Annotated in this window: 12 protein-coding genes; 5 read left to right on the forward strand and 7 right to left on the reverse strand. The window is 67.2% G+C overall.

What is annotated here, in order from left to right; translation table 11 throughout:
* Window positions 1–10: 10 nt before the first annotated feature.
* From ACTAQI_RS14440 to betT, 3 genes are read right to left on the reverse strand one after another with little or no spacing between them, the layout of a single operon-like run.
* Entirely contained in the window at window positions 11–1,606 is a 1,596-nt protein-coding gene (locus ACTAQI_RS14440) for a GMC family oxidoreductase (protein ID WP_457946760.1), read from the reverse strand.
* Between the two features lie 5 nt (window positions 1,607–1,611).
* Window positions 1,612–3,111, reverse strand: coding sequence for an aldehyde dehydrogenase family protein (locus tag ACTAQI_RS14445; protein WP_457946761.1), 1,500 nt, complete (start codon window positions 3,109–3,111; stop codon window positions 1,612–1,614).
* The gene (betT, locus tag ACTAQI_RS14450) at window positions 3,108–5,282 is read right to left on the reverse strand and encodes a choline BCCT transporter BetT (RefSeq protein ID WP_457946762.1); all 2,175 of its coding nucleotides are present in this window, start codon (window positions 5,280–5,282) and stop codon (window positions 3,108–3,110) included. The genes ACTAQI_RS14445 and betT overlap by 4 nt, the downstream gene beginning before the upstream one ends.
* 299 nt (window positions 5,283–5,581) lie before the next feature.
* Here betT and ACTAQI_RS14455 point away from each other — a divergent pair, with 299 nt between their 5' ends.
* Both ACTAQI_RS14455 and ACTAQI_RS14460 read left to right on the forward strand, forming a co-directional pair.
* Window positions 5,582–5,884: a putative quinol monooxygenase gene (locus tag ACTAQI_RS14455; RefSeq protein WP_457946764.1), complete on the forward strand. Its 303-nt coding sequence runs from the start codon at window positions 5,582–5,584 to the stop codon at window positions 5,882–5,884.
* Window positions 5,885–5,904: 20 nt separating this feature from the next.
* Window positions 5,905–6,555: an MBL fold metallo-hydrolase gene (locus ACTAQI_RS14460; protein ID WP_457946766.1), complete on the forward strand. Its 651-nt coding sequence runs from the start codon at window positions 5,905–5,907 to the stop codon at window positions 6,553–6,555.
* Between the two features lie 87 nt (window positions 6,556–6,642).
* Here ACTAQI_RS14460 and ACTAQI_RS14465 read toward each other — a convergent pair whose 3' ends face one another.
* The gene (locus tag ACTAQI_RS14465) at window positions 6,643–8,529 is read right to left on the reverse strand and encodes a DEAD/DEAH box helicase (RefSeq protein ID WP_457946768.1); all 1,887 of its coding nucleotides are present in this window, start codon (window positions 8,527–8,529) and stop codon (window positions 6,643–6,645) included.
* Between the two features lie 317 nt (window positions 8,530–8,846).
* Between ACTAQI_RS14465 and ACTAQI_RS14470 the strand changes: the two genes are divergently transcribed.
* A complete protein-coding gene (locus ACTAQI_RS14470) occupies window positions 8,847–9,596 on the forward strand; it encodes a class I SAM-dependent methyltransferase (protein ID WP_457946770.1) in 750 nt (249 codons plus the stop codon).
* Here ACTAQI_RS14470 and ACTAQI_RS14475 read toward each other — a convergent pair.
* On the reverse strand, window positions 9,593–11,035 hold the full coding sequence (locus ACTAQI_RS14475) for an MFS transporter (RefSeq protein ID WP_457946772.1): 1,443 nt from the start codon (window positions 11,033–11,035) through the stop codon (window positions 9,593–9,595). The two genes, ACTAQI_RS14470 and ACTAQI_RS14475, sit on opposite strands and share 4 nt — an antisense overlap.
* A gap of 9 nt (window positions 11,036–11,044) precedes the next feature.
* Window positions 11,045–12,391, reverse strand: a complete 1,347-nt coding sequence (locus ACTAQI_RS14480) for an MFS transporter (protein ID WP_457946773.1) — start codon at window positions 12,389–12,391, stop codon at window positions 11,045–11,047.
* A gap of 137 nt (window positions 12,392–12,528) precedes the next feature.
* On the opposite strand from ACTAQI_RS14480, the gene ACTAQI_RS14485 reads away from it, so the two are divergent.
* Window positions 12,529–13,008 (forward strand): hypothetical protein, encoded by a 480-nt coding sequence (locus ACTAQI_RS14485; RefSeq protein ID WP_457946774.1) that lies wholly within the window; start codon window positions 12,529–12,531, stop codon window positions 13,006–13,008.
* 77 nt (window positions 13,009–13,085) lie between these two features.
* Complete coding sequence (gene trmB / locus ACTAQI_RS14490; protein WP_457946775.1) at window positions 13,086–14,009, forward strand: tRNA (guanosine(46)-N7)-methyltransferase TrmB; 924 nt, start codon at window positions 13,086–13,088, stop codon at window positions 14,007–14,009.
* A gap of 20 nt (window positions 14,010–14,029) precedes the next feature.
* On the opposite strand, the gene ACTAQI_RS14495 is transcribed toward trmB, so the two are convergent.
* Window positions 14,030–14,476: a hypothetical protein gene (locus ACTAQI_RS14495; RefSeq protein ID WP_457946777.1), complete on the reverse strand. Its 447-nt coding sequence runs from the start codon at window positions 14,474–14,476 to the stop codon at window positions 14,030–14,032.
* Between the last annotated feature and the right edge of the window lies 1 nt (window position 14,477).

A 14,477-nucleotide genomic window follows, 5' to 3' on the forward strand; every position in this document is an offset into this window, starting at 1 on the left:
ACGCCACCGCCTACCTGACGAGGTCGGCGGTGCGTGCTTCACGGACCAGTTCGGCGCACCGTTCGCCGATCATCATGGTGGTGATGTTCGGGTTCACGGTGGTCAGCTCAGGCATGACGGACGCGTCCGCCACCCGGAGGCCGGTGACACCCTTGACCCGCAGCTCCGGATCCAGCGGTGACATGGCGTCGTCGTCCGCCCCCATCCGCACCGTCCCCGCGGGGTGGTACACGGTGTTGTGGGTCTTGCGGATGTAGTCCGCAATCTCCTCATCGCTCTGGATGGCCGCGCCGGGGTACAGCTCGGTGCCCACCCACTCAGCCAGCGCGGGCTGGGCGGCGATCTCACGGGCCTTGCGGATGCCCGCGGTCATGACGCGCATATCGTGGCCGTCGGGATCGGTAAAGTAGCGGGGATCCACCTTGGGCTTGTCGCGGAAATCCTTGCTGCGCAGCTTGACAGTGCCGCGGGAGCGGGCGTGCGTGACGTTGGGTGTCAGGCAGAAACCGTTCTCCGTGGTGGGGAAGCCCTGGCGCAGGGTGTGCATGTCGAACGGGACCGAGCCGTAGTGGAACATCAGGTCCGGACGGTCCAGGCCCTCTTCGGTGGTGGTGAAGATGCCGGCCTCCCACCACTGGGTGGAGGTCTGGGTCATGGGCTGCTTGGCCTCCCACTGGATGACGCCCTCGGGGTGGTCCTGCAGGTGCTCGCCCACGCCGGGGGAATCAACGTGCACGGGGATCCCGAACTCATCCAGCTGCGCGGCCGGGCCGATCCCGGACAGCATCAACAGCTTGGGTGAATCGATGGCGCCGGTGGAGACGATCACCTCGGACCTGGCGGTGAGCTGGTGGGTTTTGGCGAAGGCGTTGTCCACCACGGCCACGCCGGTGCAGCGGTTGGCGTCGTCGAACGTCAGTTCCTTGGCGCGCAGCCCGGTCAGCAGGGTGAAGTTCTTCCGGTCCATGACGGGGTGGATGTAGGACACGGAACTGGAGGACCGGGTGCCGTCAGCGCGGCGGTTGATCTGGAAGAAGCTGGCACCGTTGATCACGGTGTCGCCGGTGTTGAAGTGCACCTTGGGAATTCCGGCCTGTTCGCAGGCTTCCAGCATGGCGCGGCCGGTGGGATCCGTGGCCGGGACATTCATCAGGTGGACGGGACCGCTGTCACCGTGGTGCGGCGCGTCCGGGCCGGCGTCCTCGTTGGTCTCCAGCTGCTTGTAGAGGCGGTAAGCCATGTCCGAGTTCCAGCCGGCGGCACCGAACTTCTGCTCCCACTCGTCGATGTCTTCACGCGGCGCCCAGAAGGCGATGCAGGAGTTGTGGCTGGAGCAGCCGCCCATCACCTTGGCCCGGGCGTGGCGCATGAAGGAGTTGCCGTTTTCCTGCTCCTCGATGGGGTAGTCCCAGTCGTAGCCGGACTCCAGGAGTTCCATCCAGCGGTCCAGCTTCAGGATCTCGGGCAGATTCCGGTCATCGGGCCCTGCTTCCACCAGGGCCACCTCCAGCGAGGGGTCCTCGCTCAGGCGGGACGCCACGGCAGCCCCTGCGGACCCGCCGCCGATCACGATGTAGTCGAAATCAGTCTTCGTTCCGTGTGCCATGTGTCCTACTTCCCTTCTGCAGGTGCGGCGGAGTGGTCGCTGAACCAGCCGGTGACCTGCGGGTCGATGTTCTGGTAGATGTGTTTGGCTTCCTGGTACTCGGCCAGGCCGGAGGGCCCCAGTTCGCGGCCCACGCCCGACTGGCCAAAGCCGCCCCACTCCGCCTGCGGCAGGTAGGGGTGGAAATCGTTGATCCAGATGGTTCCGTGGCGCAGCGACCGGGCAACGCGCTGGGCCTTCCCGGCATCCTGGGACCATACGGCACCGGCCAGGCCGTAGTGCGTGTCGTTGCCGGTCTTCACGGCTTCGGCCTCGGTGGTGAAGGTCTCCACGGTGACCACGGGGCCGAAGGCTTCATCCACCACCACGGACATGCCGCTCTTCACCTGGTCAAGGACGGTAGGCAGGTAGTAGAAGCCCTTTTCCAGCTCGCCTTCGCCCCACTTGCCGCCGCAGCGCAGGCGGGCACCTACAGCAATGCCCTTCTCCACGTAAGCGGTGACTTTATCCCGGTGGACGGCCGAGATCAGCGGTCCGGTTTCGGCGTCGGGATCGAACGGGCCGCCCAGCCGGATCTGTTCGGCGCGGCGGACCAGCTCATCCACGAATTTCTCCGCGATGGACTCCTCAACGATCAGGCGGGCACCCGCGGAGCACACCTGGCCGGAGTGTACGAACGCGGCGTTGAGCGCGTTGTCCAGGGCGGCGTCGAAATTGGCATCCGCGAAAATGATGTTCGGGTTCTTGCCGCCGAGCTCCAGCGCCACCTTCTTGACGGTTCCGGCGGCCGAAGCCGCGATGGCCTTCCCTGTCTCCAGGCCGCCGGTGAAGGACACCAGGTCAACCTCCGGATGGCCGGACAGGACCGGGCCCACCACCTTGCCGTCACCCAGGACCAGGTTGGCGACGCCGTCGGGCAGTCCCAGCTCCTGGAGGACTTCCATCGTGAGGATGGAGGTGTGCGGCGTCAGTTCGCTGGGCTTGAGGACGAAGCTGCAGCCGGCTGCGAGTGCGGGCGCAATCTTCCAGGCGGCCTGCAGCAGCGGGTAGTTCCACGGTGCGATGAGGGAGCACACGCCTACGGGTTCGTACTCGATGCGGCTGACCACGGTGGGGCTGCCGGCGTCCACCACCCGGCCTGAGTCCTGGCCGGCCAGCTTGCCGAAGTACTCGAAGCAGTTGGCGATGTCATCCATGTCGATTTCGCTTTCCACCAGGCGCTTGCCGGTATCGAGCGTCTCTGCACGGGCGAAGTCGTCCTTGCGTTCACGCAGCCGGTTGGCCACCTGAAGCAGGAAGGTCCCACGCTCCAGGGGAGACTTCCCGGCCCACTCGCCGGCGTCGAAGGAAGCCCGTGCGGCGTGCACCGCGCGCTCAGCGTCCGCCGCTGTGGCTTCCGCGACAGAGCCAACCAGCTTTCCGTCCGCAGGGCAGTGGATGTCCCGGGTGCCGCCGTCGGACGCTGCGGTCCAGCTGCCGCCGATGAAAAGCGTAGACGTGCTCACTTTGTTTCCTCCTGCATGTCGAAGTCTGATTCCCAATTGTCTTTTGCCACCTGGTCCTCAACCAGCAGGGTGGTTCCCGGCGCAGCACGGTTGAGGTGCAGGAATTCCAGGTGCTGCTCGTAGTGGTCCAGGACGTCCGTGATGACCTGCTCCTTGGTGTATCCCATGAGGTCGTAGCCGTGGCTGCCCTCCAGGGAAAACACCTCCATCCGGTAATAGTGGTCGTCCGGGTCGGCGCGCCGGGTGGCGTAGCTGGGGGTCTCGTACTGGACCGGATAGATCTGGTACTTGAAAGCCCGCTCCTCCCCCATGGCCAGCTGCAGGTCGATGCTCGGAATCCCGCAGGCCTCCACCCTGGAGATGGCCAGTGTGGTCTCGGCGCCCTGTTCGCGCAGCTCCGCTTCCACCTCCTGCAGCGCCGGAACGGCGACGGTTTCGGCAAAGCGGGTGGTCTGCTTCCTACCGGGATAGCTCATGGCGCGGGAGAGCCGCTGGCGCCAGGTCCGGCCGGCGCGCTGGTCCGCTGCACGGCCGGTGATGATGCCGGGAAGGCTTGCGCGGTAGCTGTCGTTGAGTGAGTTCTCCACCCGCAACGCCTTGTAGAGGCCCAGCATGATCAACACCAGCAGCAGCGACAGAGGCAGCCCCATCACGATCGTGGCATTCTGCAGCGTGGTCACGCCGCCTACGGTCAGCATGGCCAGGGTCAGCAGGCCGGTGGCCACGGCCCAGAAGACCCGCATCCACTCGGGGCCGTCCGAGTCCGCATCCTTAAGGTGGGAGGTGAAGTTGGACATGACCAGCGCGCCGGAGTCCGCGGATGTCACGTAGAACAGCAGCCCGGTGAAGGTTGCCACCGCAGCGGTGACGGGAACGGCCGGGTACTGCGCCAGCAGGCTGTAGAAGCCGCGCTCCGGGTAGTTCATGGCCGTCTCGCCGAATGCGGCGTTGCCGTTCATGATCAGGTCCAGGCTGGAGTTTCCGAAGATCGAGATCCAGAGCACGATGAAGAGGAAGGGAACGGTCATGGTGCCCAGCACGAACTGCCGGATGGTGCGGCCGCGGGAGATGCGGGCCAGGAACAGGCCAACGTAGGGGGCCCAGGCGATCCACCAGGCCCAGAAGAACAGGGTCCAGGCGTTCATCCAGTCGGTTGGCCGGTCGTAGGCGAAGGTGTCCAAGGTCATGGCGGGGAACCGGCTCATGACGTCGCCGATGTTCTGAATGATTCCGTCCAGCAGGAAGTTGGTCTTGCCGGTCACCAGGATGAACAGCATCAGGGCCACGGCCAGGATGACATTCAGTTCAGACAGCCGGCGGATTCCCTTTTCGACGCCGGACACTACGGACACCGTTGCCATCACCACGGACAGCACGATCAGGCCGATCTGCACTGCGAGGTTCTCCGGGATGCCGAACATGAAGTTCAGCCCGTAGTTGAGCTGGACGACGCCGATGCCCAGGGACGTGGCGATGCCAAAGATGGTGCCGAGCAGGGCAGCGATATCGACTGCGTGCCCCATGGGTCCTTCGATCTTCTTGCCGAAGATCGGATACAGGGCCGAGCGGATACTCAGCGGAAGGTTGTGGCGGTAGGAGAAGTACCCCAGCGCCAGGCCCATGAGGGCGTAGAGCGCCCAGCCGGTGATGCCGTAGTGGAAAAGGGTCCAGACCAGCGCCTGCCGGGCTGCTTCGGCCGTTCCGCCTTCACCCTGCGGCGGCGCGAGGTACTGGCTGACGGGTTCGGATACGGAAAAGAACATCAGGTCGATGCCGATGCCCGCCGCGAAGAGCATGGCCGCCCACGTAAACATCCCGAACTGCGGCTTGGAGTGGTCCGGCCCCAGCTTCGTCCTGCCCACCCGGGACAGCGCGGCAATCAGGACGAAGATGACCACAGCGGTGACGATCAGGAAGTAGTACCAGCCCATATTGGTGGAAACCCAGCCCACCATGGCGCCGATGACGGCATCGGCGTTGTCCTTGGCGAGCATCGCCCACAAGGCGATGCCCACCACTCCGACGGCCGAGCCGAGGAAGACGGTCTTGTTCACGCGGGTTTTGGCTTCCGGGGCAGCCACGGAAGGGCCGGCTCCAGCGGCAGCCGGAGTCTTGCGTTCTGGTGTTTTAGGCCCCGCGGTGCCCGCAGGGGGTGCTGCTTTTTGGCTCATCGGATCCCATTTCAGTTTTGAGGCTGTGGTCCAGACGCCGGTCTCACGCGCCCCTTCGGGTACGGGCAAAAGCACTCAGCCCGGCGTCATGAAGAGTCTGGCTTGACTTTCGACGCTAGCAACTGGGTCAGCTAAAGGCCCACTTTTATGAATCTCCTCACTGCTTCTCCAGCCCAGGTCACAGCGGCTCCAACTGATTCAGCCGGGGGAAGAAAGCGCAGCGCGGCCATGTTGCACGCAGTGGGTACGGGTCAACCGTCCCTGATCCAACCACTGCCCAGCACATGCCAAGGAGCCCCATGACTGCCATCGTCCACTTTGAAGTCCAGATCGATCCCGCCCACCGGAAAGACGCCGCGAGATACCTCTCCGAAACGCTCGCCGCCACCCGCGCATGGCCCGGCAACCAGGGCATCGAAGCACTTGTTGATGACGCGGATCCCTGCCACATCCTGGTGGTGGAAACCTGGGCCACCACGCAGGACCATGACGACTACGCCGCCTGGCGGGCCACGCCGGAAGGCAGAAGCGGCCTGCATGAGATCCTCGCCGGCCCGCCGTCCAAGCAGGTCTACTCCACCACCATGCCGCTTGACCTGTAACCCGTCCCTAGACTGGGCCCATGGACTCTCTTCTCTACGACCTGCCGGCCCTGACCATCCGGAGCATTTCCATCAGCGAAATGGACAACAATGTGTACCTGCTGACGGCCAAGGACAGTGGTGCGCAGTTGTTGATTGACGCCGCGGACGACCTTCCGGCCATCGAGCGGTTGCTGGCGGACGGGGCTGCGGACACCTCGGCCGCGCCGCGGCTCGCGCTGATCGCCACAACGCACCAGCACTGGGACCATGTGCGGGCGCTGAAGGAACTGGTGGAAGCCACGGGGGCGCGGACCGCTGCAGGGGTGGACGACGCCGACGCGTTGCCTGTACCCGTCGACGTCCGGCTCAGCCATGGCGACGTTGGCAACTTCGACGGCTTCGATGTGACCGCCGTGCACCTGCGCGGCCATACGCCGGGCTCGGTCGCCTTCGTGTATGAGGACCCTGAAGGTCCTGCGCACATTTTTTCCGGCGACTCGCTGTTCCCCGGCGGCGTGGGAAACACGCAGAAGGACCCGGAACGCTTCGCCCAGCTCCTGTCCGACGTCACGGAGCGGCTGTTCGGCGCCTACCCGGACACCGCCGTCGTCCACCCCGGGCACGGCAAGCCCACCACGCTGGGTGCGGAGCGGCCGCACCTTGAGGAGTGGCGAGCCCGCGGCTGGTAGCCGTTAAAAGCACCGAGTGCTCCATACCTGTCGTTATGACGCGTCTAAACGACAGGTACGGAGCACTCGATAGGGAGCCAGTGGGGATTAGCGGCCGCGGCGTTCGTTCGACGCCGGGGCGGATGCGCGGCGGGGGCCGCTGCGGGCGGGACGGCCGGAACCGCCGTTGCCGGAGGCGCCGCTGCCCGAACCGTAAGAACCCCCGGAGGTTCCGCCGGTGTTGGAGGACCAGACGGCCTTGCTGCCGCCGGTCGCACCCGCGGAGCGCTGGCCGGACGTACCTGCTGCTGCGCGCTGGCCGGTTGCGGGACGCCCGCTGCGCTGGCCACCGCCCGAGGCAGGGCGTCCGGTGCCGCCGCGGGGAGCGTCGCTGCGGGTAATCCGGGAATCGCTGCGGCCCTCGGCTGCACGTCCGTTCGATCCGCGGCCGGCCGATGAGCGGCCACCTGCTGCGGGAACGTCGTTGCGGTGCGTGGAAGCCGTGCCGCGGCCACGTGCGTTGCGGCGGGCAGCGGCTGCTGCCACGGCGCGGTCCTCGTTCTGCTCTGCATTGCGGTCGAAGGCTGCGCGGGCTTCCGTGCGTCCTTCGAAGGCCGCGGCCCGGCGCTCGGCGCGGGGAACATCGGTGCGGGACGGTTCGGCGGAAACCTTGCCACGTCCACCACGGCCGCCACGCCCACCGGCAGACGGTGCAGCCTGGCGGCGTGCACGCTTGCGTTCGGCGTTGGCACCGGTGGAGGTGCCGCCGCCCTGCCTGGGGGCCTTGGCCGCCATCAGTGCGGCGCGGGTGCGGGGGTCCACCTTGTCGGCGATTTCGCCCACCAGGTCGGCCACGATCGGCGAGTTGGCCGTGACGCGCTCGAAGTTCACGTCGACGCCGGCGGCCTTCATGAGCTTCTTCACGTCAGCCTGCTGCTCGGGCAGGGTCAGCGTGACTACGGTGCCGTCGGAACCGGCACGCGCGGTGCGGCCGGAACGGTGCAGGTACGCCTTGTGCTCGGTGGGCGGGTCAACGTGGATGACCAGTTCGACGTCGTCAACGTGCACACCGCGGGCGGCGACGTCAGTGGCCACCAGGACGCGGACGTCGCCGTTGGAGAACTCCGCCAGGTTGCGGTCACGGGCATTCTGCGAGAGGTTGCCGTGCAGGTCGACGGCCGGAATGCCGGCATCGGTCAGGGTCTTGGCCAGCTTGCGGGCGTGGTGCTTGGTCCGCATGAAGAGGACACGGCGTCCGGCTCCGGAGGCCAGCTCCACGATCAGCTGCTTCTTGACGGTCTGGTCGTTGACCACCAGCACGTGGTGCTCCATGGTGGTCACCGCTGCCTGCGGGTCATCCACGGAGTGGGTGAGCGGGTTGGACAGGTAGCGCTGGACGATCTTGTCCACGCCGTTGTCCAAAGTGGCGGAGAAGAGCAGGCGCTGGCCCTGGCTGGGGGTCATGTCCATGAGCTTCTTGACCACGGGAAGGAAGCCGAGGTCGGCCATGTGGTCGGCCTCGTCCAGGACGGTGATCTCCACGGCCTCAAGGCTGAGGATGCGCTGGCGGATCAGGTCCTCCAGGCGCCCGGGGCAGGCGATGACGATGTCGACGCCGGCGCGCAGCGCCTTTTCCTGCCGGGCCTGGGAGATGCCGCCGTAGATCACGGTGGTGTTCAGGCCGGCGGCCTTGGCCAGCGGCTCGATGGTGGCGTTGATCTGGGTTGCCAGTTCACGGGTGGGTGCCAGGACCAGGCCCATGGGGCGGCCGGGCTTGCGGAAGTACTTGGCTTCCCGCTCAGCGAGTCTTGCTACAAGCGGGATGGCAAACGCAATGGTTTTTCCGGATCCGGTCCGGCCACGGCCCAGGACGTCACGGCCGGACAGCGTGTCCGGGAGGGTCTTGACCTGGATGGGGAACGGTTCAACGATTCCCTGCGCGGTGAGGGTGTCTGCAAGGGCCTTGGGAGTACCGAGGGCAGCAAAAGTAGTCATGTAGTTTTTTACGGTCTTTCTGGCGGTATCCGGGCGGATATCGGCCCCCGATGCCGGTTGGACCAGGGGTTTCGCCGAAGAAAAGTCAGGTGATCAAACCGGGCGCTGTAAATAGGGACAGCCGGCCGGGACCAAATGGAACGCGTTCATCGACGCAGGATGTGCCTCTCACATGAAGAAAGCCCACTCCCTGGAAAGGATCTCCAGTCAGGAGCAGGCGGCATCACTGCACATCAAGTTCCTCCAGTCTAGCATCCCGCCGCCCCACACCCGTCCGCGGCGTTGCCTTTGGGCACATGGCGGGGCAGTGTTGAGGCATGAGCGAAGACCCGGGGCGGCACCAGGACGCGCACCAGCACGAAGATCACGCGCACGACGGCGGCGGCCCACCGGAAGTGGTTGGCGGCGGCATCGATGCGGCATCCGCCTGGGACGGGCGGTACCGCACCAAAGCGAGGCTCTGGAGCGGGAAGCCGAACCCGCAGCTGGTCCGTGAGGCCGGTGGACTGCGGCCCGGAAAGGCGCTGGAACTGGGATGCGGCGAAGGCGCCGACGCCATCTGGCTGGCCCAGCAAGGCTGGTCCGTGACCGCCGTCGACGTTTCCGCCGTTGCCCTGGAGCGGGCCCGCTCCCACGAGCTGGCCGAGCTGGCGCGGGAAAGCGTGCACGCGTCCAACGGCGACATCAAAAGCCGGATCACCTGGCAACAGGCGGACCTGACACAGTGGCAGCCCGGTACTTCCTACGACCTGGTGACGTCGCAGTTCCTGCATTCCCGGGAGCTGGACTGGCGGATCCCGCTGCGCACGGCCGCCTCAGCCGTCAAGCCTGGCGGAACGCTGCTGGTGGTGGGCCACCACCCGGACCGGCTGCCGCCCTGGGGCAACGACCACCACAACCACCGGGAAATGTTCTACACCGCTGACGACCTGGTCCGCGAACTGGGGCTTGATGCTCCCGGGTGGCAGCTGGAGGTCCTCACCAGCCGGGAGCGGCCGGTGACCGGGCCGGACGGGCAGGAGGCCACGATTGCCGACGTCGTCCTGCGCGCCACCCGCCTGCCCTAGTTCCGTAACGGCTCCTGGGTGGTGACGCGCGGCGCCACCAGGGCCGCGGCGACCCCGATGGCCGCGGTAAAGGCGAAGACCCCTGCGAAGGACTGGACCGGCGTCGTAAATGCCGCGAAGACGATTCCTGTGGTGGCCAGCGACAGCGCGCCGCCCAGGGAGTCCGAAATGGACATCGCTGAGCTGTTGAAACCTTCATCCGCCTTAGTGGACAGTGCCAGGGTCATCACGCTCAGGCGCGGGTAGAGCAGGCCCATGCCGCCGCCTGCCAGGACCCAGCCGGCGATGGCGATGGCGGCCGGCCAGTGCAGCGCCGTGGTGGCCAGGGCCAGGAGCACGGCCGCCAGGACCATCAGCGACCCGGTCTGGACCGCACTTCGGTGGGGCAGACGTGAACCCAGCCGGCCCTGCACCGCGGCAGCACCGGCCCAGGCGAGCGCTCCGCCGGTGAGGGTCAGGCCGGCCAAGGTTGGCGGGAACCCGTACTGGTCGATCAGGAGGTACGGCAGATAAACTTCGGCGCCGAAGAATGATGCCGAGGCCAGTCCCCGCGCCAGGATCACGCTGGGCAGCCCGCGCCGGGCGGTGAGGGTACCTGCCGGCACCAGGGGCCGGACAGCCACCAGGGCAAGGACGACGGCGGCGACCGCCAGCAGTGCCGTGGCGGCGGGAAAGTCAGGGATGCTGGCGTCCGCGGAGAGGTTGAGCCCCAGCACCGCCAGCGCGGCAAGCACTGCCCAACCCAGCCGGCCCAGGGCCCACGGCGTCGCTGTGTGTCCAGATGCGGCGGTGTCTTGCGGCTGGCCTTTCTCTGCCGGAAGGCTTGTCTCTTCGGGCTCGTTCAGGCCGCGCAGCACCGGCACGATCATCACCAGCGCGGGAATGACCAGGCCCACCACTCCCAGGAACACCCAGTGCCAGCTGAAGACCTGGGCCACGACGCCGGCCGCGAAGGGTCCCACCAGCGACGGGATCACCCAGGCGGCCGAAAACGCAGCGAAGATCCTCGGATGCAGCGGTCCGGGGAAGAACCGCGCCACCAGCACGTAAAGGGCCACGGTGAGTGCGCCGCCGCCGAGTCCCTGCACCAGGCGGCCCCCGACGAGCATTGGCATGGACACCGACGTGCCAGCGATCAGCAACCCCAGCACGAACAGGGCCACGGAGCTGTACAGCGGCATTGCGGGCCCGCGGCGGTCTGACCAGTTTCCGGCCCCCACCATGCCGATCACGCCGGTGGCCAGTGGTCCCGCAAACGCCAGGGCGTAGAGGCTTCCGCCGTTCAGCTCCCGGCTGACCAGGGGCATGATGGTGGTCACCGCAAGGGATTCGAAGGCGGCAAGGAACACCAGGGCGCAGGTTCCCACGGTCACCCAGAGGTACGGGGGACTGAAGATCCCGGCAGTGGGGTGGGCGGCCGGAAGGGTGGAGTCCCGCACAGCGTTTCCCTACTCCACGAACCGGTTCCGGCCGGACCGGTAGCCGAAGACCGCCGCCAGCAGGCCCACCACCGTGAACAGGACTCCGGCAGGAACAAAGGAGCCTGTTGCCTGGTGCAGCTGCCCCACCATGAGCGTGCCCGTGGAGCCCACCCCGTAGCCAACACCCTGCATCATGCCGGAGAGGTGCGCGGCGGTGTGCCCGTCTCGGGTGCGGAGCATGATCAGGGTCAGGGCAGCGGCGGTGAGGCTTCCCTGGCCCAGTCCGAGCAGCCCGGCCCACACCCAAATGAGGTCCAGCGGGCCCAGGATGCTCAGCACGAACCCCCCGCCCGTCATCAGGGCCACCACGGTGTTGATGGCGCGCTGGTCCTGGAACCTCGCGGCCAGGGCGGGGGCGAACAGGGACCCCAGCATCTGCAGCACGATGCACACGGCAACAATCAGCCCTGCGGTGGCCCCGTCCACGCCCCTTTCACGGAGGATGGGCGCCAGCCATGCGAAGCCGCTGAAGGACATCATGGCCTGCAGCACCATGAAGATGGTGACCTGCCAGGCGACCGGTGAGCGCCACACGTTCACGCCGTCCCTGACCGCCTGGTGCCGGACAGTCCCCTGCCGCAGGGCCACCGGCAGGAACAGGAGAAGCACGACGGCGGCGGGCAGCGCCCAGACCCACAGCGCCCTGGTCCACTCCCCCGTCGCTGTGTAGACCGGGTAGGTGAAGCCCGCACCCAGCGCGGCTGACGCGCAGATGGCAGTGGTGTAGAGGCCGCCCATGAGTCCCAGCCGGTGGGGGAAGTCGCGTTTCACGAGGCCCGGGAGAAGCACATTGCACAGTGCGATCGCCGCGCCGCAGGCTGCCGTGCCAGCCAGGAGGGCAGGCAGGTGGCCGGAACCGCCCGTGACCGCCCCGGTGTCCACAGGCCGCAGCAGCAGCCCGGCGGTCAGCAATGCCATGGCCCCCAGCAGCACCCGCTCCGCCCCGAACCGGCGGGCCAGGACCGGCGCCAGCGGTGCGAACACACCCAGCAGTGTCACGGGAACGGTGGTCAGCACCACCACGGACCAGCCCGGCAGCGCCGCTTGGGAAGTGACCTCCGGCAGGACGGCGGAGAGGCTGGAAAAGACGCTGCGCAGGTTCAGGCCGATGAGGACCAGGCACACGCCAAGGTAGGCCAGGGCGCGGCGGCTGCCCACCCGGGTGGGTTCAGGTGCCGGAAGCTCATCGATTTCTGCATCCACCAGGGTGCTGATGTCCACCAGGCTGCTGCCCGTCCGGGTCCGGCCATGGGCGTCCCCGGAGGCAGCCGTTCGCTGCTGCTTCCCCGCTTCCGCATTCGTTGCGTCGGTCATCCGCCCATTCTTGCAGGCGAGCGCCGGACTGGAGTTTTCCACATACGGGAAGCGCTGCCTTCCGGCGATGCACCCGCCTTCGTACGTTGTTACCAGCCGCAGCCACGCACCTGGCAGCACCAACCAACGGGAGCAGCATGGAAACCACACCGTCACAGGACCCCCGCCCCACCCGGCCGGAGAGCCGGGCGCTGGAGGGTGGACCGCTGGAGGACGCATCGCCGGAAAATGCGCCGGCGGACGGGACGGGGCCGCCCCCCTCCCAAGCCGGGCCGGCCCAGCCGCCGGGAGCGCCCAGCCATAAAGCGACGAACAGCCTGGTCCTGGCGATCCTTGCCCCGGTCAGCATGTTCCTGACCGGGCCGTTCGCCGGGCTGGCCATGCTCCTGACCTATTCGGACAACGGCTACTCCCGCACCCCTTGGGCAGCTCCCTTCGTGCTGTTCAGCCTGCCTCTCCTCTTCGCCTCGCTCAGTCTCCGGCTGGCACTCCCAGCGCTGAAACAGTTGCCATGGGGATCGGGAAGCCGCGCCGCGGCGGCAGTTGCCCTCTGCATCTGCGGTGTTGTCTTCGCCTTGGCACTCGGTCCGGCACTCGACCTCATAGGCGTGTTCTGAGCGTCAGCGTGCTCCGGGCACACACTGTTCCGGGCGCTCCGATCTTCCGCGGTCCCTGCGGCGCTATTCTGGAAGGGATGAGCGAATCCCCTGAAAACCCCCAGCAGCCGCATGTCCCGCGGCCTGTCACGCCCGGCACCCAGGCCTCCTTCGGCACGTACGGCGGCCGCCCGGTCAGCTTCGTGCGCCGCGGTACCCGGCTGCAGGGCCGGCGGCAGGCTGCCTGGGCTGAACACGCCGAGCGGTGGGCAATCAACGTTCCACGGCACGTAGCCAACACCTCTGTGCACCCCGAGTACACCTTCGACGCCGCGGCGGAATTCGGCCGCGAGGCCCCGCTCATCGTCGAGATCGGCTCAGGACTTGGCGATGCCATCTGCCATGCGGCCGAACAGAACCCGGACACGGACTTCTTGGCCGTGGAGGTGTACACGCCCGGGCTGGCCAACACCATCATCAAGATCAACAGCCGGGGCTTGAACAACGTCCGCGTGGTGGAAGCGAACGCGCCTGAGGTGCTGGCCACCATGTTGCCCGAAGGCTCGGTCAGTGAACTGTGGGTCTTCTTCCCGGACCCGTGGCACAAGTCGCGGCACCACAAGCGCCGCCTCATCCAGCCCGAGTTCGCCGGCCTGGCGGCGCGCGCGTTGAAGCCCGGGGGCCTGTTCCGGATCGCCACCGACTGGTCAAACTATGCCGTCCACGTCAGGGATGTCATGGCGGGTTCAGAGGACTTCGAGAACCTGCACACCGGGGAGCGCCGCGGACCGGAAAGTCCGCTGACCCAGGTGTGGCAATCCGGCGTCGAATCCGTGGTGGGCGGGGCACCTGTGCGTGAGGGACGCGCGCCGGTGAGCACGGAACACACCGGGCCCAACGAAGGCGTGGACGAAACAGGCGGCTGGGCTCCCCGCTTCGAGGGCAGGATCCGGACCAGCTTCGAGGCGAAGGCCCACGAAGCCGGTCGGCTGATCTTCGATCTCTGCTACCGCCGCCGCTAAGCGGCGAGCCGGGAAAGCCCCTAGCCGACGTTGATGGCGGCCACGATCTCCTTGAGCATGTCCAGGCGCGGTTCCGCTTCGGGGTTCAGGTAGGGCCAGACCACCACGACGCCGATGAACCGGCCGCTTTCCCACACGCCCACTGTGGCGGCCACCTTGGCCGGCCCGCCGTCGTCGTCATATCCCACAACCACGGCGTAGGCGGCCTTGCCGGGCAGGTTCAGCTCACCCTCCGCCAGGAGGGTGCCGCCGCGGTCCTCAAGGTAGAAGTCCGACATCAGGTGGGCCCAGCCGTTGGCCTGCGGCGCATCCTGAACGGAGGTGTCGTCCTTGATCACGGTGACCAGGACGCCACCCAGCAGGCCGTACTGCTCGCTGTTGGGTCCGGCCGTGGAATCGTCCAGGACCTGGGTGTGCTCGGGAAAGTCTGCGGTGAAGCCCAGCGGGGATTCGATGTGCACTGACATT

Source organism: Pseudarthrobacter sp. alpha12b (assembly GCF_054130495.1).